At 69.2% G+C, this 18,001-nt stretch carries 18 protein-coding genes; 9 read left to right on the forward strand and 9 right to left on the reverse strand.

Features of this window, described 5'->3' with window-relative positions; translation table 11 throughout:
* Positions 1–3 precede the first annotated feature (3 nt).
* Entirely contained in the window at positions 4–987 is a 984-nt protein-coding gene (locus KW83_RS01725) for a polyprenyl synthetase family protein (protein WP_036173563.1), read from the reverse strand.
* Positions 988–1,032: 45 nt separating this feature from the next.
* Between KW83_RS01725 and KW83_RS01730 the strand changes: the two genes are divergently transcribed.
* The 3 genes from KW83_RS01730 to KW83_RS19525 all read left to right on the forward strand — a co-directional run bounded on the left by KW83_RS01730 (position 1,033) and on the right by KW83_RS19525 (position 2,258).
* Positions 1,033–1,248 (forward strand): putative signal transducing protein, encoded by a 216-nt coding sequence (locus tag KW83_RS01730; protein ID WP_036173565.1) that lies wholly within the window; start codon positions 1,033–1,035, stop codon positions 1,246–1,248.
* A complete protein-coding gene (locus KW83_RS01735) occupies positions 1,229–1,987 on the forward strand; it encodes a tRNA1(Val) (adenine(37)-N6)-methyltransferase (RefSeq protein WP_036173568.1) in 759 nt (252 codons plus the stop codon). Before KW83_RS01730 ends, KW83_RS01735 begins: the two co-directional genes overlap by 20 nt.
* A 106-nt stretch (positions 1,988–2,093) precedes the next feature.
* The gene (locus KW83_RS19525) at positions 2,094–2,258 is read left to right on the forward strand and encodes a YdcH family protein (RefSeq protein ID WP_081904402.1); all 165 of its coding nucleotides are present in this window, start codon (positions 2,094–2,096) and stop codon (positions 2,256–2,258) included.
* A 91-nt stretch (positions 2,259–2,349) separates the two neighbouring features.
* On the opposite strand, the gene phbB is transcribed toward KW83_RS19525, so the two are convergent.
* The 4 genes from phbB to KW83_RS01755 all read right to left on the reverse strand — a co-directional run bounded on the left by phbB (position 2,350) and on the right by KW83_RS01755 (position 6,110).
* Positions 2,350–3,072 carry an acetoacetyl-CoA reductase gene (gene phbB, locus KW83_RS01740; RefSeq protein WP_036173571.1) on the reverse strand — a complete coding sequence of 241 codons (723 nt, stop codon included), beginning with the start codon at positions 3,070–3,072 and terminating at the stop codon, positions 2,350–2,352.
* A 13-nt stretch (positions 3,073–3,085) separates the two neighbouring features.
* Positions 3,086–3,940 carry a patatin-like phospholipase family protein gene (locus KW83_RS01745; RefSeq protein ID WP_036173574.1) on the reverse strand — a complete coding sequence of 285 codons (855 nt, stop codon included), beginning with the start codon at positions 3,938–3,940 and terminating at the stop codon, positions 3,086–3,088.
* 40 nt (positions 3,941–3,980) lie between these two features.
* A complete protein-coding gene (locus tag KW83_RS01750) occupies positions 3,981–5,156 on the reverse strand; it encodes an acetyl-CoA C-acetyltransferase (protein WP_036173576.1) in 1,176 nt (391 codons plus the stop codon).
* A 114-nt stretch (positions 5,157–5,270) separates the two neighbouring features.
* Positions 5,271–6,110, reverse strand: a complete 840-nt coding sequence (locus KW83_RS01755; protein ID WP_036173579.1) for an EAL domain-containing protein — start codon at positions 6,108–6,110, stop codon at positions 5,271–5,273.
* Positions 6,111–6,201: 91 nt separating this feature from the next.
* On the opposite strand from KW83_RS01755, the gene KW83_RS01760 reads away from it, so the two are divergent.
* From KW83_RS01760 to KW83_RS01780, 4 genes are all read left to right on the forward strand, one after another.
* Positions 6,202–6,771 (forward strand): DNA-3-methyladenine glycosylase I, encoded by a 570-nt coding sequence (locus KW83_RS01760; RefSeq protein ID WP_036173581.1) that lies wholly within the window; start codon positions 6,202–6,204, stop codon positions 6,769–6,771.
* 49 nt (positions 6,772–6,820) lie between these two features.
* A complete protein-coding gene (locus KW83_RS01765; RefSeq protein ID WP_081904403.1) occupies positions 6,821–8,263 on the forward strand; it encodes a DUF2252 domain-containing protein in 1,443 nt (480 codons plus the stop codon).
* 1,217 nt (positions 8,264–9,480) lie between these two features.
* Positions 9,481–9,738, forward strand: coding sequence for a hypothetical protein (locus KW83_RS01775; protein WP_036173586.1), 258 nt, complete (start codon positions 9,481–9,483; stop codon positions 9,736–9,738).
* A gap of 559 nt (positions 9,739–10,297) precedes the next feature.
* A complete protein-coding gene (locus KW83_RS01780) occupies positions 10,298–10,477 on the forward strand; it encodes a hypothetical protein (RefSeq protein WP_036173588.1) in 180 nt (59 codons plus the stop codon).
* A gap of 461 nt (positions 10,478–10,938) precedes the next feature.
* Here KW83_RS01780 and KW83_RS01785 read toward each other — a convergent pair whose 3' ends face one another.
* Positions 10,939–11,724 (reverse strand): inositol monophosphatase family protein, encoded by a 786-nt coding sequence (locus KW83_RS01785; RefSeq protein WP_036173590.1) that lies wholly within the window; start codon positions 11,722–11,724, stop codon positions 10,939–10,941.
* A 165-nt stretch (positions 11,725–11,889) separates the two neighbouring features.
* Positions 11,890–12,795, reverse strand: coding sequence for a LysR family transcriptional regulator (locus tag KW83_RS01790; protein WP_036173594.1), 906 nt, complete (start codon positions 12,793–12,795; stop codon positions 11,890–11,892).
* A 90-nt stretch (positions 12,796–12,885) separates the two neighbouring features.
* Here KW83_RS01790 and metF point away from each other — a divergent pair, with 90 nt between their 5' ends.
* Both metF and KW83_RS01800 read left to right on the forward strand, forming a co-directional pair.
* Positions 12,886–13,743: a methylenetetrahydrofolate reductase [NAD(P)H] gene (gene metF, locus KW83_RS01795; RefSeq protein ID WP_036173596.1), complete on the forward strand. Its 858-nt coding sequence runs from the start codon at positions 12,886–12,888 to the stop codon at positions 13,741–13,743.
* A gap of 63 nt (positions 13,744–13,806) precedes the next feature.
* Complete coding sequence (locus tag KW83_RS01800; protein WP_036173598.1) at positions 13,807–14,292, forward strand: PaaI family thioesterase; 486 nt, start codon at positions 13,807–13,809, stop codon at positions 14,290–14,292.
* Between the two features lie 249 nt (positions 14,293–14,541).
* On the opposite strand, the gene KW83_RS01805 is transcribed toward KW83_RS01800, so the two are convergent.
* Positions 14,542–15,645 (reverse strand): DUF2235 domain-containing protein, encoded by a 1,104-nt coding sequence (locus KW83_RS01805; RefSeq protein ID WP_051928121.1) that lies wholly within the window; start codon positions 15,643–15,645, stop codon positions 14,542–14,544.
* Positions 15,620–17,911 (reverse strand): xanthine dehydrogenase family protein molybdopterin-binding subunit, encoded by a 2,292-nt coding sequence (locus KW83_RS01810; protein WP_036173599.1) that lies wholly within the window; start codon positions 17,909–17,911, stop codon positions 15,620–15,622. Before KW83_RS01810 ends, KW83_RS01805 begins: the two co-directional genes overlap by 26 nt.
* Between the last annotated feature and the right edge of the window lie 90 nt (positions 17,912–18,001).

Below are 18,001 nucleotides of genomic sequence, written 5' to 3' on the forward strand. Positions count from 1 at the left end.
GCGTCAGGTCAGCCGCGCCACCACGTAATCCGCCAGATCCCGCAACATGTCGCGCAGCGGCGCGTCGGGTAGCGGTTCCAGCGCCCCCTTCGCGCGGTCCGACCAGCCCAGGGCCGTCCGGCGCGTGCTCGCCAGCGCGCCGCTGCGCTCCAGCAGGCCGGCGGCGCGGGTCAGGTCGCCCTCTTGCTGCTGGCCCTGGCCGATGGTCCGGGTCCAGAACGCGCGATCGTCGCCCTCTGACCCCGCCACGGCGCGGATGATCGGAAGGGTCATCTTGCGCTCGCGGAAATCGTCGCCGACGCCCTTTCCGGTTCCCTCCATCCAGTCGATCGCGTCATCGGCCATCTGAAAGGCGATGCCCAGCGCATCGCCGTAGGTGAACAGCGCCTCGACCTCACGCTCGGCGGCGCCGGCGATCACCCCGCCCACCTGCGTCGCCGCGGAGAACAGCGCCGCAGTCTTGCCGCGCACGATCGTCAGATAGGTCTCTTCCGCGGTGGCGAGGTCGCTCATGGCCGACAGTTGCAGCACCTCTCCCTCTGCGATGGTCGCCGCGGCGTTGGACAGGATGTCGAGCACCCGCAGAGAGCCCGTCTCGACCATCAGCTGGAACGACCGCGCGAACAGGTAGTCGCCCACCAGGACGCTGGACTTGTTGTCCCACAGAAGGTTCGCCGTGGGCCGCCCGCGCCGCCGGTCGGACGCGTCCACCACGTCGTCATGGAGCAGCGTCGCGGTATGGATGAACTCCACCGTCGCGGCCAGGTGCACGTCGTGGGGGCCGGGATAGCCCATCAGCCGGGCGCTCGCCAGGGTCAGCATCGGGCGGATCCGCTTGCCCCCCGCGCCGACCAGATGGGCGGTGACCTCCGGGATGCGCGGCGCGTGCCGCGAGGCCATGCGGTCGCGGATCAGCGCGTCCACCTCTGCCAGCGGCCCGGCCAGCGCCTTGGCCATTCGTTCGTGCGGTTTCACCTGCGCGTCCATCGGACCCCCTTTCCCCCGCCGGACCCGGCGGCTATTCCGGATGCCATGAAGGAACTCCTGCGCTCGAACGACCCGACCGTGATCGCGTTCGCCAAGGCATTGCTGTCCGGCGAGGGGATAGAGGTGTTCGAGCTGGACGTCCATACGAGCGTTCTGGAAGGCTCCATCGGCATCCTGCCGCGGCGGCTGATGGTGGCCCGACGCGACCATTTCCAGGCTGCGGCGGTCCTCAGGGACAACGATGTCGACACCGGGCACTGAGCCCGGCACGACGCGGGACGCGTTCCTGGGCGGGCGGCTGATCCTGGAGCAACCCGCCCGGGGCTACCGCGCCGGGATCGACCCGGTGCTGCTGGCGGCGTCGGTTCCCGCCACGCCGGGTCAGAGCGTGCTGGAGCTGGGCTGCGGGGTCGGCGCGGCGCTCTTCTGCCTGGGCGCGCGCGTCGGCGGCCTGGACCTCACCGGGCTGGAGCTGCAGGGCGGCCCCGCGGAACTGGCGCGCCGCAACGCCCGGACCAACGGCATCGCCGCCGACATCCGGTGCGGCGACCTGGCGCGGATGCCCGCCGCGTTGCGGCAGAGGCGGTTCGATCATGTCATCGCCAACCCGCCCTATTTCGACCGCCGCAGCGGCACGGCGTCGCCCCGGAGCGCGCGGGAGACCGCCATCGGAGAGGCCATTCCGCTCAACGGCTGGATCAACCATGGCGCGAAACGGCTTGTGCCGCGGGGTCTGTTCACCGTGATCCAGAAAGCCGACCGGCTGCCCGATCTTCTGGCGGCCATGGTCCCGCGGCTGGGCTCTCTGAGGGTCCGCCCGGTCCGGCCCCGGCCGGACCGTCCCGCCGGCCTGGTCATCGTGCAGGGGACCAAGGGCGGCCGCGCCCCGGCCGTCCTGTTGCCGGATCTGATTCTCCACGCAGCCTCCGGGACGGACAAAAGCGCCGGATTCTCGCCTGTCGCGCAGGCAATCCTGAGGGACGGTGCGGAAATTCCGTAATATCGTGAAAGTTGTGCGCGCTATCGACGCATCTTTTGCAACGAAACGGTGACAGGCCGCGACACAGTTCCTACATTGGAAGCATCATCAACAACGGAGGTGACGCATGTCGGTCAGTTCGCACGTTCAGGAGTTGCGACGGAAACACCAGGCTTTGTCGGATCGCGTGGAGGCCGCGCAGCGCGGACCATCCACGGACGACCTTGCGATCAAAGAGATGAAGCTGGAAAAACTGCGCCTCAAGGAACAGATCGAACGCCTCGGACACTAGGCGCACCCCGGCGCCCTGCCGCGGCAGGGCGCTCCCAACGACGAAGGCCGGCTCCTAAGAGCCGGCCTTTTCCCTGCGCGATCCGCAACCGTCAGGCGAAGTACTGGCCACCGTTGGCCGAGATCGTGGCGCCGGTGACGAACCCCGCATCGTCCGAGGTCAGGAACGCCACGCAGCGCGCGATCTCCTCAGGCTCGCCCAGACGGCCCACGGGGATCTGCGCGACGATCTGGTCGCGCACCTTTTCGGGCACGGCCATGACCATGTCGGTGGCGATGTAGCCCGGGCAGACCGCGTTCACGGTGATGCCCTTGGACGCCCCCTCCTGCGCCAGCGTCTTGGTGAACCCCAGATCGCCGGCCTTGGACGCCGCGTAGTTGGCCTGGGCGAACTGCCCCTTCTGGCCGTTGATCGAGCTGATGGTGACGATCCGTCCGAAGCCGCGGTCGCGCATGCCGACCCAGACGTTGTGGGTCATGTTGAACACGCCGGTGAGGTTGGTGTTGATGACCGCGTTCCACTGCTCGGGCGTCATCTTGTGGAACGGCGCGTCCTTGGTGATGCCGGCGTTGTTGATCAGGATCTCCACCGGCCCCAGGTCTTCCTCGACCTTTGCGATGCCGGCCTTGCAGGCCTCGTAGTCGGCCACGTCGAACTTGTAGGTCTTGATGCCGGTCTCTTCGGTGAATTTGGCCGCCGCCTCGTCGTTGCCGCCGTAGGTGGCCGCGACCTGGTGGCCCTCTTCCTTCAGCGTTCTTGCGATGGCGGCGCCGATCCCGCGGCTGCCTCCGGTCACGATGGCTACTCGTCCCATGTCGATCTCCTCCTCAGGGTTTGCTCAGATTGTCGATCTTGCTCAGGAACCTTCGGGCGTCGGCCTCTCCCAGCGCCCAGGTCCGCCGCAGCTTGTCGGGGTCGGTAAAGTCGATCTTGTCCGCCGGAACCTCCTTGGACGGCTGGACATAGGTCCGGCCGGGAACGTCGGGGAAGTTGCGGAACCGCTTGGTCAGCACGATCAGCGACGTGCCCTCGTCGGGGGTCGGCATCGGCGCCTGGTCGGCCATCCCGGCGTCGATGGCCGGCAGCCCGTCCCACTCCGGGGGATCGAAGGCCGGCGGGATCGTCGCCGCGGCGCAGATCAGATCCGTCAGGCGGCCGTCCCGCGCGGCCTGGTTCGCGTCCACCAGCTCTTCGGTCAGGCCGGCCTTCTGTGCCCAGGTCAGATGCGGGTTCGAGCGGATCTTGCTGTCGGCCACGTAGACCAGGGTCATCGCGGCGCCGGTCGTCCGCGCCCATGACGTGTCCGGCGGGCGGGCGATCAGGATCTGCAAGGACGGTCCTTCGGCGACCGAGCGCCGCGCCTCCGCGTCGCCGAAGCAGCTTTCGATCACGTCGCGGTAGAGCGACTGGTGCGGGGAGCGGCCGGGTTCGCCGTCGAACGGCTCCGACGTCGGCAGGTTGTAATCGAGCGATTCCGCCGTCTCGACGAAGGCCTCCAGAACCTGCTGCCCGCGGTGGGTGACGAACCCGCAGCCCGAGCACGCCCCGCCGGACACGCCGGTGATGCGCTTGGGCTTCAGAGGAACGGCATCGCGCAGCACGTGGATGAACCCGCCCTGCCACATGCAGCGCGTGCCGCCGCCGGAAAAGACCAGCTGGTCGAAGAGTGTGGCGTCGCCCATGGCGCGCGTCGGGGCCGCGTCCGCCGCGGCCCCGGCCCCGTCAGGGCCGCTCGACGCACATGGCGACACCCATGCCGCCGCCGATGCACAATGTCGCCAGACCCTTCTTGGCGTCGCGCTTCTGCATCTCGAACAGCAGGGTATTGAAGATCCGGCAGCCCGAGGCGCCGATCGGGTGGCCGATGGCGATGGCGCCGCCGTTCACGTTCACGATTTCCGGGTCCCACCCCATGTCCTTGTTCACCGCGCAGGCCTGGGCGGCAAAGGCTTCGTTGGCCTCTACGAGGTCCAGGTCCGACGCCTTCCAGCCGGCCTTTTCCAGCGCCTTGCGGCTTGCACCGATAGGACCCGTGCCCATGATCGACGGGTCGAGCCCGACCGTGGCGTAGCTGACGATCCGCGCCATCGGCTCGATTCCACGCTTTTCGGCCTCTTCCGCGGTCATCAGCAGCACGGCCGCCGCGCCGTCGTTGATGCCGCTGGCGTTGCCGGCGGTGACAGAACCGTCCTTGGTGAAGGCCGGGCGCAGCTTGGCCATCCCCTCGACCGTGGCGCCTTCGCGGATGTGTTCGTCCTTGTCGACGACCACATCGCCCTTGCGGGTGCTGACCGTGTAGGCGACGATCTCATCCTGGAAGCGCCCGGACTCGCGCGCCTTTTCCGCCTTGTTCTGGGACCGGGCGGCGAATTCGTCCTGCTGTTCGCGGCTGATCTGCCACTGCTCCGCCACGTTCTCAGCGGTCTGGCCCATGTGGTAGCCGTTGAACGCGTCCCAGAGACCGTCGCGGATCATCGTGTCGACGAACTTCAGGTCGCCCATCTTGTGACCCTTGCGCAGGTTGGCGACATGGCCGCTCATGGACATGTTTTCCTGGCCGCCGGCGGCGACGATCGTGGCGTCCCCCAGCATGATGTGCTGAGCGCCCAGCGCCACGGCGCGCAGGCCCGACCCGCAGACCTGGTTGATGCCCCAGGCGGCCGATTCGATCGGCAATCCGGCGTTGATATGCGCCTGGCGGGCCGGGTTCTGACCCTGGCCGGCGGTCAGGACCTGACCCAGGATCGTCTCGCTCACATCGGCCTTGTCGATGCCGGCGCGCTCGACGATGGCCTCCAGCACCGCCTTGCCCAGATCATGCGCCGGGACATCCGCAAGCCCGCCGCCGAAGGTTCCCACCGCGGTCCGCGCGGCAGAAGCGATTACGATATTGGTCATTCTGGTCCCTCTCCTCTGGCGGGCGCGGCCGCTTGCCGCATCCGATGATTCGGAAGGAAGATATAGCCTGCGCCCTCGGAATGACCACCGCCGGCAGGCGCGGCGGGGGCCGGTTCAGCCCGTCTTCGCCTCCGGCACGCAGGAGCGCCAGCGGGGCCGCAGGGCGGGCGCGCCGAACCAGTAGCCCTGCAGGCAATCGACCCCGAGATCGGTGAGCGCGGCGGCGTCGCTGCTGGTCTCGACCGATTCGGCCACCACCAGCATGTCGAAATGCTGCGCGATGGACACGACGGCGCGGATCAGCGCGCGGTTGTCGGCGCTTTCGGCGGCGCCGGTGCAGAACTCACCGTCCATCTTGAGGATGTCGAAGCAGAAATCCTTGAGATACCGCATGGAGGTGTAGCCGGACCCGAAATCGTCGAGCGCGAAGGAGATGCCGCGGTCCTGGAGGCGGGCGATGAAGTCGATCACCACCCGCGGCATGGTGATGGCCGAACTTTCGGTGATCTCCAGGATGAGCCGCTCCGCGACAAGGGGGTGGGCGGCCAGCCCGCGTTCCAGCTCTGCCGTCCAGGGCGGATAGTCGATGGACCGGGCCGACATGTTGATCGACAGGCGCAGCGTCGGCGTCGCGGCCAGCGCGGCAAGCCCCGCGCGCAGCGCCAGCACGTCGAGCCTGCGGCCAAGTTCCCGATCTTCGACCTGCGGAAAGAAGTCACGCGCCGGGATCACCCGGCCGGTGCTGTCGAGCACGCGGATCAGCCCCTCGAAAAAGGCCGGGCGGTCGGGACGGCCGGCCAGCATCACCGGCTGATAGGCCAGCATCACCTCTGCCCGGTCGATCGCCCGTTCCACCATGGCGATGGTGTTGCGGTCCCGCTCCATCACCGCGTAACTGAGCGGATCGGGCACCGTTCCCGGCCCGTCGGCCCCGTATCCCATGCCGTCCTTCATCATGTTATCCCCGATTTCACGGTATCGTTCTGTCACGCCGAGGCTAAGAAGGGGTAAAATCACGAATTGTTCTCATTCCGGAGCGCCGCCCATGTCCGAAACCGCTTGTCGCTGCCCCTGGTGCGGGGACGACCCCCTGTATGTCGCGTATCACGACACCGAATGGGGCGTGCCGGAACGCGACCCGCGCGCGCTGTGGGAGAAACTGATCCTCGACGGGTTCCAGGCGGGGCTGTCCTGGATCACGATCCTTAGAAAGCGCGACAATTTCCGCGCCGCGTTCGGTGGGTTCGATCCCTCCGTGATCGCCGGCTGGGGCGAACCGGAGGTCGCGCGGCTTCTGGGCGATTCGGGGATCGTGCGCCACCGCGGCAAGATCGAGGCCGCGATCGGCAATGCCCGCGCCTATCTGGCGATCGGCGATTTCAGCGCCTTCGTCTGGGACCACGTGGACGGTGCGCCGCTGCAGAACGCGCCCGTCGCCATGGCCGATGTCCCGACCCAGACGCCCGCGTCCCGCGCGCTCTCGAAATCCCTGACGGCACGGGGATTCAGGTTCTGCGGGCCGACCATCACCTATGCCTGGATGCAGGCCTGCGGGCTTGTGAACGATCATCTGGCCGCCTGCCCCCGCCGCGCCCCTGTCGCGCGCATGGCGTGACCGGAACGCGACGGGGCGCGCGGACGTTCGGTCGCCAGGAGGCGCACAGATGACCCAGAGCAAGAGCCAGACCAAGACGAAGACGAACCGCGGCGGCGGCGGCGGCGGATCGAAGACCAAGGATTCGCCGGTCGCCAAGGCCGAAGGGCGCGTGGACGCCTATCGCGACCTGGCGGAGCGGATCGCTCGGGGAGAGCAGATCGTGCCGCCCGCGCTTTTGTCGGGCCACGAGCGCCGCCGCCATGTGCGCGCCACCCTGCGCGAGGATCACCAGAACCGCATCGAGGAACGCGCCTCGGGCACCCGCGAGAAGTTCCAGAAGCTGGCCAAGTCGCGCTTCAGCTTCTTTCGCGGCACGGCGCTGTTGTTCTACCGCGACATGGTCGGCACCGACGCGGACATGCCGACGGTGCTGGCCCTGGGCGATGTCCACCCGGAGAATTTCGGCGTCATGCCCAACCGCGACGGGGCGCCGATCTTTTCGGTCAACGATTTCGATGAGGTCATCTATGCGCCGTTCACCTGGGACATGAAGCGCGGCGCCGTTGGCTTCTGGATCGCCGCCAAGGAAGAGGGCGGCATGAAGCGCAAGCACCGCCGCCGCGTCGTGCGCGCCTTCTTCGAGGGCTATGTCGACGCCATCGAAGGGTTTGCGGAGATGAGCGACGAAAAGCGCGACGCCTTCCGCATGGACAACTCCCCCAAGGTGATCCGGCGGCTCTTCGAGGAGGCCTGGGAGGAGCGCGAGAGCTGGCTCTGGAGCGACTACCTCAAGGAGAACGGTCGCGGCTTCCGCGCGGATGACGAGCTTGAGCCGCTGACGTCGCGCACCGAGACGTTCCAGAAGGCGGTCCACGAGCTGATGAAGGCCAAGGGGCTGGACGTGCCCGCCCGCGCCGGCGAACTGAAGGTCAAGGATGTGTGCAAGCGTCACGGCCAGGGCACCGCCTCTCTGGGCCTGCCGCGCTACTACGTCCTGATCGAGGGACCGTCCAAGGATGCGACCGACGATATCATCATCGAGTTCAAGCACGCCCGGCGCTCCGCGCTGGAGGGGCTGGTGCCGCCCAGCGACTTCAACGCCGGCACCAAGGCCGACCGCATCGCCCACGGACAGGCCGTGCAGCTGGCCCAGGGCGATGTGTTCTACGGCGCGGTGGAGATCGAGGGCGAAAGCTTCATGAGCCGCGAGCGCGCGCCGTTCCGCGACGACATCGACCTCGATGAGCTGTCCAAGAAGACCTGGCGCGAATATGCCCGCGTCTGCGGCGCGGCGCTGGCCCAGGCCCACGCCCTGTCCGACGACCTGGGGCAGGTGGATTACGACGTGGAGCCCTCGATCGTGAAGTCCTGCAAGCCGCGAGAGCTCTTCCTGGAAGACCTGGTGCGGTTCACCGTGGAGGCCGCGGACCGGCTCAAGGCCGACCACAAGGCGTTCGTGCAGGATTTCAAAGCCGGCGCCTTCGACCGGATCGACTACGTCTATCGCTGACGGGCAAGGCCCGGTGAGGGTCCGGCCGTTCATCAGGTCAAGGGAAGGCACCTCGTCGAGGCGACCGCAGCGCGCGCATGGGCGGCGCATCCGTCTTCGACGCGGAAGACACGGTCCGCGCGCGCATCGAACCCCGCTGGAAATTCCAGAGCCCGACACGCCTGCTGGATGCCGATCGTCCGGCAAGAAGGGTGATCCCCGGTGTCACGACAAGTCCCGGGGACATGATGGGCTGAAGCACCGGCTGCCCGAGCACCTGCCGGAACGGCAACGTTCGTCGGGCGGGGGCGTCCTTTTTCCTGCGGAGAACGGTGTCTGGATGTTTCGTCCCGGCATCCGGTGGATCGGGTCGGGATGAATCGATCCGGCACTGGTGTCCGGATGTTGCGGATGTATCCGCAGGGCGTGAGACCGTCCGGGGTGGTGCCTTGGCGGGCGGAGTTGTCGGGCGCCGGGACGTCCATGAGCTGCGTGCGCAGCCGATCGTGGATGTCGGAGCGGAGGCGCTCGACCGTGGCCTCCGCGATCGTGCGGTTCATTCGCGCGACCTGGCCGTTCGTCCATGGATTTCGGCGGCCCGTGCTCGGTGCCGTTGGCCTCGGGGATCATGTCGAAGCGAATGGAACTGAATGCCGTTTTCGGTGAGACTGGCGTAGACCGACAGGGCACGGCCTTAAGCGTGCGGTCTTTCTGTCCGCCGTCGCAACGCGTGGGGCGACCGCGAACCTGGCCGTCCGGTCAATGCCGGCGAACAGGTCAGGCTTGCCCCCCGCTGTCTGCACCTCGGCGATACCGATGCCGCTCACGTGGCGCTCAGGATGGGCTTGCATCGGATAAGATGCATGCTTTTTCTGCAATATAGTTGTAGCGGGTGGCGCGGCCCATGGGGTCGATTTACGTCGAAGCCCCGAAAGAGAGGTGCATCATGTCCGGCGATCTCTTCGCCTTCGATCCTCAGAATGTCCCTGAGAGCCGGGGGCGCAGGGTTGCGGTCGAGGGAATGGGTGACCTCCTTCGCGGCCGGACGGGGGCGGGAGCGATCGTGTTCGTACCGCTGAACGAAGGCATGTCCAGAATATCACAGGCGCTTTCGCGGCTGGGTTCCCAGTAATCTGAACCGAAAACCGAAGGAACGACAGGAAGAGCGGATCGAGGGTCTGCTGGAACAGTTTCTCGATCTGCACCGCCTCGACGCAGTCGAGGCCGGGATCGACGTGATGAACGCCGAGATGGGGCGGGAATTCCTGGGAGTCTCCAAGGTGCGCGATGCCGCTGCCGTGCATGACCGTGCCGGGCAGGAAGGGGCCAACGAGTCCCGGACCGCCGCCGCATGGCGCAAGTCCGACCGCATCCCGGGCCTGCCCGTCTCCGGCAAGACGGTCTATCCGGATGTCCGGTTCGACGCGGACGGCCAGCCCGGGCCGCTGATGCAGCACGTGCTGAGGACGTGGCCTTCTGACTTGTCGGCCTGGTAGCGCGCCTTCCGGATGGTGTCGCCAAACGAACATCTCGACGGAGGGTTGCCCCATGAAGCACTCCGGACGGGCGACCGGAACGCCATCGAGGCCGCGGAGAATGCGGGCCGGATGCCGATCGGGTGACCCTGAAACGTCCGGTCGGGGTTCATCCGGCGCAGGTGCACCGGATCCCTTCCGGAACCGGTCCTTATCGCAACCATCGTCGTGACTGCCCCGGCGCCCGGTTCGATCCATGCCCTGGCAGCGCGACCCGCTTCGCGCCGCTCTCGAACGCTGGCGGCGACCGCATTCCGACATCCCATGCCGCAACGACCTTCGATGGTGCCGCCCGTGAGACCGTGGTCCCCGGACCCCCGGGGCCATTCACGCCCGTCCCCCGGCAGGATCCGGACATCCGGGGTGTCAGCCGCATCGCGCCCGAAGCCGGGCACGATCTCGTGCCGCTCTTCCCGCCGGAACCGATCGTACCGCGATGGGATCGGGCCGCATTGTTCCAGCCCCCGGCGAAGGTTCTGGGGCGTGCCGCGCCTTGGCGGAAATGGCTTGGCGCGACACTATGCGGGCGCATGGCCTCGTCTGGAACGCGGTGCGCGACAGCCCGGCCGCGGCGATGATCGTTTTCGGCGATCGACCCTCGGGCACTGACTTCGATCCGATCGACGGGCGGGAGATCGCCGGCGACGCGCTTGTCACCAGGGCGTTCGGGCCGGGTTCAAATCGCCAGATGACCCCGTGATGCCGCATTCTTTGCAGCGCTACCCGCAATCAGGGACACCAAGCCGCCCGCGGAATGGGTCGGATTTCTGTCGGGCGGGGCGGGACACCGCGAAGCGGCCCTGTCGGGGCCGGTTCATCGGCGTCCGTTCGTGCAGGTGACGCTGCATGCGTTCACTTTCACCAAGAAACGTCGATGGGACCGGGGTCTCGACATCGTCGGCTTCGACATATTGGCAGCCCCCCAACCCGACAAGATCGACGCCGAGAGCACCCCGGAGACACGTCCCGCGCCGATCCGGGCTTCCAGACCGTTCTTGCGCAGGGCGGTCGAAGCGCAACATATGCGGCCCGGTCGTACGCCGCGTGATTCATCGCCTCAGGACGCCCGCGATCGTCGCGGACCATGGGCCGCGAACCGACCGGGGTTCGCAGCGCAAGACCTGGATACCGGCCGTTCGCTAGAGCTCGCCGGCCGCGCGGTCAGTCCTCTCGCAGGAGCTTGGCGAAGGGCTGGAACACCTCCGAATTGGCCGCGACGATCGTTGCGGAACCGAACACGTCCTCACCGGCCAGGGGCTCCACGAAGCCGCCCGCCTCGCGTACCAGGATCATGCCAGCGGCCGCGTCCCAGGGGCTCAGCCGACGCTCCCAATAACCGTCCGAACGGCCCGCGGCCACATAGGCCAGATCCAGCGCCGGCACGCCCCAGCGGCGCACGCCGGCAGAGGCCGGGAGCAGCCGCGCCAGGTCCTTGAGCGTCAACGGCAGGTCCGGCCGCGCCCCGGACGGCAGGCCGGTGGCGAAGACGCAGTCGATCAGCCTGGCGCGTCCGGAAACCCGCATCCGCCGGTCGTTCATGAACGCCCCGGCGCCCCGCTCGGCCCAGAAAAGGTCATCCTTGGGCACGTCGAAGATCACGCCCGCCACCACGTCGCCCTTGTGCTCCAGCGCGATGGAGATGCACCAATGCGGCAACCCGTGGGCGAAGTTCTGCCCGCCCTGCAGCGGATCGACGATCCAGCGCCGGGTCGGGTCCTTGCCCTCGACAGGGTCGCTGCCCGCCCCTGTCCAGCCGTAGTTGGGTCGCTCGGAGGTAAGGATGTCGCGGACGGTCCGCAGGGCCTCGGCCTCGGCGCGGGCCACGAAGTCCTCCGCCCCCCGGACCGAGGCCTGAAGGTTCTCGACCTCCTGGAAATCGCGCACCAGCTTGCGCGCGGCGGACCGCGCGGCCTTGATCATGATGGTGAGGTTGGCACTGCCCTGCATGTCGCACTCCCTGGACCCGGACCGGGCCATAGCCCGCGGCGCGGCCAATGCCAACCGCCCGCGCGGCGGCGGCGGTGAAGCGAGGGGCCCGCCCCTCGCGCTCCCCGGGATATTTGGGGAAAGATGAAGGGGGGCGGGGTTCCGGCGGCGGGCGGGGCCGCGAGCCTAGCCGCGCATGAGCTTCAACGGCTCGGTCCGCGCCAGGCGCAGGACATGGGCCATCCACGGGGTGTCTGCCATGTCCGACCGGATTGCGGCGTAGAGCCTGCGGGTGAGGCCGCCGGCGGTGAGCGGGCGGGTCACGTAATCCGACTGAAGGCGCACGTCGCGCACCACCCAGTCCGGCAGCACCGCGACCCCCCGCTGGGAGGCGACCAGGATCAGGATCATCGCCGTCAGTTCCACCTGCCGGACGGCAAGCGGCGCGATGCCTGCGGGGGTGAGGAGCTCGGTAAAGACATCGAGCCGCTCGCGCGGCACCGGGTAGGTGATGAGCGTCTGATCTGCGAAATCCGCGGCCTCCACATGGGACTTCGCGGCCAGGGGGTGGGCAGAGGCCGCGACGAAGACCGGCGCGTAGTCGAAGAGCGGCACGAACCGCACGCCGTCCAGGTTTTCCGGATCGGAGGAGATCACCAGATCGACCTCTTCCTTCTGCAATGCGGGCAGCGCCCCGAAGGCGAGCCCCGGGCGTATGTCCACGTCCACGTCCGGCCAGGCGCGGCGGAACTGCTCCAGCACGGGGAACAGCCACTCGAAACAGGCGTGGCACTCGATGGCGATATGCAGCCGCCCGGACCGCCCCGCCACCAGCCCGGCGAACTCCGCCTCCAGCGCGGCCACCTCCGGCAGGATCCTCTCGGCCGCCCGAAGCAGGCGCATCCCCGCCGCCGACAGTTTCATCGGCTTGGAGCGGCGCACGAACAGCTCGACCCCGGCCTGGTCCTCCAGGTTCTTGACCTGGTGGCTCAGCGCCGACTGGGTGATGTTCAGCCGGTCGGCGGCGCGGGCCAGCCCGCCCTCGTCGTGGATGGCCTTGACGGTGCGCAGATGGCGGAATTCGATATGCATGTCCGGCTCATGATGATCTTCGGGATTATGAGTTTGTCTCACAGAGCCATCCATGGGACAAGCGGCGAAACACCGAACAGAGCACGCCCCATGACCCGCATCAGCTATGAGTTCTTCCCGCCGAAATCGCTGGAGGCGTCGTTCCGCCTCTGGGACACGATCCACACGCTGGCACCCACGGCGCCCGATTTCGTGTCGGTCACCTACGGCGCGGGCGGCACCACCCGCAAACTGACCCATGAGGCGGTCACCACGATCAACCGCGCCACCGGCCTGCGGGTGGCGGCGCATCTGACCTGCGTGGACGCGACCCGGGCGGAGACGCTGGAGATCGCCCGGAGCTACGCGGACGCCGGGATCACCGACATCGTGGCCCTGCGCGGCGACATGCCCGGCGGTGGCGCCTTCGTGCCCCACCCGGAAGGCTTCGCCTCATCGGTGGAGCTGATCGGCGCGCTGGCCGCCACGGGCCGGTTCACGCTCAGGGCCGGCGCCTATCCGGACCGCCACCCGGAGGCGCCCAGCGCCGATGCCGACGTCGCGTTCCTCAAGCGCAAGCTCGACGCCGGCGCCGCGGAGGCGATCACCCAGTTCTTCTTCGAGGCAGAGACCTTCCTGCGGTTCCGCGACCGCTGCGCCGCCGCCGGGATCGACTCTCCCATCGTGCCGGGCATCCTGCCGATCGAGAACTGGACCGGTGTCGCCAAGTTCGCCCGGTCTTGCGGCACCGCCATTCCCGCCTGGCTCGAAGACGCCTTCGCGGCCGCCCGGCGCGACGGCCGGTCGGACCTGCTGGCCACCGCCCTGTGCACAGAGATGTGCTCGGACCTCCTGGACGAAGGCGTGGACGCGCTGCATTTCTACACGCTCAACAAGCCGCATCTGACGCGCGACGTGATCCACGCCCTGGGCCTGGCCCCGGACCCCGCGCTCGAAAAGGTCGCCTGACCGCGGCCCTTGGTCCCGGCTCGCCGTTCCGCTACATGGTGCGGCGAAGAGGAGACCAGCACCATGACCTTCGCCAGAAGCGCCGCCGACCTGCCCGGAGAGGACCGCATCCGAAGCATGTCGGGACGGGAGTTCATGGACGCCATGCTGTCGGGCGATCTGCCCGCACCGCCCATCGCGCAGGGCCTGAACTACCGCCTGGATACGGTCGAGGACGGGCGCGTGACCTTCACCGGCACGCCGCGCTTCGCCCACGCCAACCCCATGGGCGGCATCCACGGCGGCTGGTACGGCACGCTGCTGGACAGCTGCATGGCCTGCGCCGTGATGACGCGCGTCCCGCGCGGCTCGATCTACACGACGCTGGAGTACAAGGTGAACATCTGCCGCGCCCTGCCCGCCGACACGGAGGTGCGCGCCGCGGGAGAGGTCTCCCACAGCGGCCGCACCACCGGCATCGCCTGGGGTGAGATCCGCTGCACCAAGACCGGCACGCTCTACGCCACCGGATCGACCACCTGCCTGATCATCGCCCTCCCGCCGGGCTGACGCGACGGACCTTGGGGGGGGGCCGCCGACCCTGCTCCTGCCTGCGCACAGATCGCCGCGCTCGCGGCCGCCCGGCGCCGGACCCGGCCCGGGCGACCCGCGAGCGCACCGGCCCCCGGCCGTGGCCACAAATCCCGTCCCGTCCGCCCCGCCACGCCACACCCGCCCCTCCCCTTCATCTTTCCAGAAATATCCCGGGGAGCGCGAGGGGCTGGCCCCTCGCCCCGCCCCCGATGCGAACGGCGCCGCTCATGTCTGCCCGGCGCGCCGCACCGCGGGATGGAAAGCGTCCGCGAAGGGCGGCGGTTCGGGACCCGCAAGGGCGCTGTCGTCCACCCGCTCGCTGGGGTCGCGGCCGACGGGGCGCATCATTCGCGCGCGCAGCGCCCACCCCCAGCCGCGGTCCAGCCCGATCGACGGCGCGCGCGGGTCGCAGGGAAAGGCCTCTCGCCAGCCGTCGGGCAGGCGCAGACCGGTCGCCTCGGCGCGCTCCAGCATCCACACCAGGGGGATGTTGGCCAGCGGCCGCGACCGGGTCTCGCCGGCCAGCTGCCCGCCGACGTCGCCATGGGTGCCGCGGAACCAGCGCTGCTCGCACAGGCCCGTCCAGTTCGGATCGGTCCGCCACATGACCGGCGCATAAGCCTCGCGCCGCTCGTGCAGCGCCAGCGCGTGATAGCCGCGCCGCGTGGAGCGGCCCAGGGCGTGGTCGTGGAACCGGTGCGCGACCTCGGTCCAGCGCCAGACCAGCGGTGCGCGCAGGCCCAGCGCCTTGACCGTGTCGAAGACGCCGATCATGTCGATGACCACCGACGGATGGCAGTTGACGGCGCGGAACCGCTCTGCCGCCGGGCTCTCGGAAATGGTGCGGTAGTGGCGATAGGCCTGGGCCACGTTGCGCTCCGTCGCGGCGGCCGCCGTCAGCAGGCCCACGCGGTCGATCACCCCGGCCAGGGAGCGCACCGCATAGGCGCCGCGCGAATAGCCGAACAGGAAGATCCGGTCGCCGGGACGGTAGCGGGACGCGAGCCAGCCATAGGCGCGGCGGATCTGGCGGTTCAGCCCGCGCCCCTCGATCACGTCGCGCAGCTGCCGCCAGTTGGTGAACTGGATCCCGGGCTCGTAATAGACCGCCAGGGACGCAGAGGGCGCGCGGGTGGACAGCAGCTTCCAGATCTGCCCGGCGTTGGTCTCCTGCCCCGGCTCCAGGCTCGACATGGTGCCGTCCAGGATCACCACCAGTGTGACCGGGCCGCGCCGCGCGCCACGGGCACTGCGCCCGCCCAGCCGCGCCCGCCGGAGCCAGTGCCGGAGGCGCCGCGCCAGCCTATTGCGCGGCGAACCTGCCGTCATCGGCCTCCCCAAGCGCTTTCCAGACCCGGGCGGGCGTCAGCGGCGGCGACAGGTCCCGCACGCCGCGGTCCCACAGCGCGTCCTCGACCGCGTTGACCAGCGCGGCCATGGCGCCCACGGTCCCGGCCTCGCCACAGCCCTTCATGCCCAGCGCGTTGGCGGTCGAGGGGACCGGCTCCGTGCCGAAGCCGATGAACGGCAGGTCGGATGCCCGCGGCATGGCGTAATCCATGAAGCTGGCCGACAGCAGCTGGCCGTCGGCATCGTGGGCGATCTGCTCCCAGAGCACCTGGCCCAGACCCTGGGCGATGCCGCCGTGCACCTGACCTTCGGCCAGCAGGGGGTTGATGAGGTTCCCGAAATCGTCGACCACCGTATAGCGCTCCACGCGGATCTCTCCGGTCTCGGGATCGACCTCGACCTCAGCCACATGGGCGCCGTTCGGAAAGGAGCGCGCGGGCAGGCGCGCCTCTCCCGCGACGCGCGCAAGATCCGCGCGCCCCGCCTCCCGGGCGCGGGCGACGGCCTCCAGAACGGTCGGCGCCTCGTTCGTGCCGTCCATGCGGAACCGCTCCCCGTCGAATGCGGCGGGCGCGCCCCCGTCCGACAGGAATGCGCCCAGCGCCGCGATGGCCTCCCGCGCGACCTTCAGCGTCGCATTGCCCTGCACCGTGACAGAGCGCGACCCCCCCGTCCCCCCGCCGGAGGCGATGCGGTCGGAATCGCCCTGCACCACCTCGATGCGGTCGGCGGGGATCCCGGTCTGGTCGGCCAGGAACTGCGCGAAGACGGTCTCGTGCCCCTGGCCGTTCGACTGGGTGCCCACGTAGATCCGCGCGCCCTCCTCCAGGAACTCGATGGTGACGCCCTCGGACGGCGCGCCCAGGATCGACTCGATATAGTAGCTCAGCCCCAGCCCCCTGAGCCGCCCGCGCGCCGCGCTTTCCCGCCGGCGGGCGGCGAAGCCGGCCCGGCCGGACGCCGCCTCGGCCCGGTCCAGCACCCGCCCGAACGCGCCCACGTCATAGGTCTCGTCGGCGACGGTCCGGTAGGGAAACGCCGCCTCCGCAATGAAATTCTTGCGCCGCAGCTCCCACGGATCGACGCCCAGCACCCGCGCCGCGCGGTCCATGATCCGCTCCAGCGCAAAGATCGCCTCGGGCCGGCCGGCGCCGCGATAGGCGTCGGTCTGGGTGGTGTTGGTGTAGATCCCGCGCGACCGCATCCAGGCCGTCCGGATGTCGTAGGTTCCGGTCAGCACGCGGCTGAACAGGTGGCTCTGGATCAGCTGCCCGAAGTTGGAGTTGTAGGCGCCCAGGTTGTTCAGCGTGTCGACCCGGTAGGCGGTGATCCGGTGATCGGCGTCGAACCCCAGCTCGACCTCGCTCACCAGATCGCGCCCGGCGTTGTCGGTCAGCATCCCCTCGCCGCGGTCGGCCATCCAGGCGACGGGCCGTCCCAGTCGCAGCGCGGCCAGAGCGACGCAGAAATACTCCGGGTAGTTCATCGCCTTGGTGCCGAAGCCGCCGCCCACGTCCGGCGTCGTCACCCGGACCCGGCTCTCGTCCAGACCGAGAAGCGACACCAGCTCGCCCTTCAGGCTCCAGACCCCCTGCCCGCCGTAGCAGACATGCAACCGGTCGCCCTCCATCTCGGCCCAGCAGGCCCGCGTTTCCATCGGGTTGGAGGCGATGCGGTTGTCCACGACCCGCAGCGTGACCCGGTGTGCCGCGGCCTCCAGCGCGGCCTGCGTCGCCGCCCGGTCGCCCAGCCCGAAATCGTAGCCGACGTTGTCGGGCGCCTCGGCGTGCAGCGCCGGGCCGCCGGGCGCCAGGTCCATGTGGACGGGGCGTTCGTCGATCTCGACCGTCGCGGCCTCCACCGCGTCCAGCGCCTGTTCGCGGGTTTCGGCCACGATCACCGCCAGCGGCTCACCGACAAAGCGCACCCGCCCCCGCGCCAGGAACGGCCGCTCCGGGGCCGCGCCCTTGCTGCCGTCGCTGTTCGACGTCACCGTAAAGCCCATGCCCAGCGTGGCGCCCGCTGCCTCTGCGTCGGCCGCGGCCATGGCCAGCACCACGCCCGGCATCCCGCGCGCCGCCTCCAGGTCCAGCGACGCGATGTCGCCATGGGCCACGGGCGCGCGCACGAAGGCCGCCGCCAGCGCCCCCGCGGGCGCGATATCGGCGGTATAGCGGCCCCGGCCGGTCAGGAACCGGGCGTCCTCCCTGCGGGTCACGGGCTGGCTCTTGCCAAAGGCATTCATGCGGCGTCTCCTTGTGTCGCGCACAGCCTATCCCCGTCCGCCGCGATTGCCAGAGCCAATCCGGCTTCCCCTCGGCCGGCCGATTGGCTA

It is taken from the genome of Palleronia rufa, assembly GCF_000743715.1.
In the GTDB taxonomy this organism is placed as follows: domain Bacteria; phylum Pseudomonadota; class Alphaproteobacteria; order Rhodobacterales; family Rhodobacteraceae; genus Palleronia; species Palleronia rufa.

What these genes read in the sequence shown, in the direction of transcription:
- KW83_RS01725 (WP_036173563.1), bottom strand. Translation starts at nt 987, where the DNA reads ATGGACGCGCAGGTGAAACCGCACGAACGAATGGCCAAGGCGCTGGCC.
- KW83_RS01730 (WP_036173565.1), top strand. Translation starts at nt 1,033, where the DNA reads ATGAAGGAACTCCTGCGCTCGAACGACCCGACCGTGATCGCGTTCGCC.
- KW83_RS01735 (WP_036173568.1), top strand. Translation starts at nt 1,229, where the DNA reads ATGTCGACACCGGGCACTGAGCCCGGCACGACGCGGGACGCGTTCCTG.
- KW83_RS19525 (WP_081904402.1), top strand. Translation starts at nt 2,094, where the DNA reads ATGTCGGTCAGTTCGCACGTTCAGGAGTTGCGACGGAAACACCAGGCT.
- phbB (WP_036173571.1), bottom strand. Translation starts at nt 3,072, where the DNA reads ATGGGACGAGTAGCCATCGTGACCGGAGGCAGCCGCGGGATCGGCGCC.
- KW83_RS01745 (WP_036173574.1), bottom strand. Translation starts at nt 3,940, where the DNA reads ATGGGCGACGCCACACTCTTCGACCAGCTGGTCTTTTCCGGCGGCGGC.
- KW83_RS01750 (WP_036173576.1), bottom strand. Translation starts at nt 5,156, where the DNA reads ATGACCAATATCGTAATCGCTTCTGCCGCGCGGACCGCGGTGGGAACC.
- KW83_RS01755 (WP_036173579.1), bottom strand. Translation starts at nt 6,110, where the DNA reads ATGAAGGACGGCATGGGATACGGGGCCGACGGGCCGGGAACGGTGCCC.
- KW83_RS01760 (WP_036173581.1), top strand. Translation starts at nt 6,202, where the DNA reads ATGTCCGAAACCGCTTGTCGCTGCCCCTGGTGCGGGGACGACCCCCTG.
- KW83_RS01765 (WP_081904403.1), top strand. Translation starts at nt 6,821, where the DNA reads ATGACCCAGAGCAAGAGCCAGACCAAGACGAAGACGAACCGCGGCGGC.
- KW83_RS01775 (WP_036173586.1), top strand. Translation starts at nt 9,481, where the DNA reads ATGAACGCCGAGATGGGGCGGGAATTCCTGGGAGTCTCCAAGGTGCGC.
- KW83_RS01780 (WP_036173588.1), top strand. Translation starts at nt 10,298, where the DNA reads ATGCGGGCGCATGGCCTCGTCTGGAACGCGGTGCGCGACAGCCCGGCC.
- KW83_RS01785 (WP_036173590.1), bottom strand. Translation starts at nt 11,724, where the DNA reads ATGCAGGGCAGTGCCAACCTCACCATCATGATCAAGGCCGCGCGGTCC.
- KW83_RS01790 (WP_036173594.1), bottom strand. Translation starts at nt 12,795, where the DNA reads ATGCATATCGAATTCCGCCATCTGCGCACCGTCAAGGCCATCCACGAC.
- metF (WP_036173596.1), top strand. Translation starts at nt 12,886, where the DNA reads ATGACCCGCATCAGCTATGAGTTCTTCCCGCCGAAATCGCTGGAGGCG.
- KW83_RS01800 (WP_036173598.1), top strand. Translation starts at nt 13,807, where the DNA reads ATGACCTTCGCCAGAAGCGCCGCCGACCTGCCCGGAGAGGACCGCATC.
- KW83_RS01805 (WP_051928121.1), bottom strand. Translation starts at nt 15,645, where the DNA reads ATGACGGCAGGTTCGCCGCGCAATAGGCTGGCGCGGCGCCTCCGGCAC.
- KW83_RS01810 (WP_036173599.1), bottom strand. Translation starts at nt 17,911, where the DNA reads ATGAATGCCTTTGGCAAGAGCCAGCCCGTGACCCGCAGGGAGGACGCC.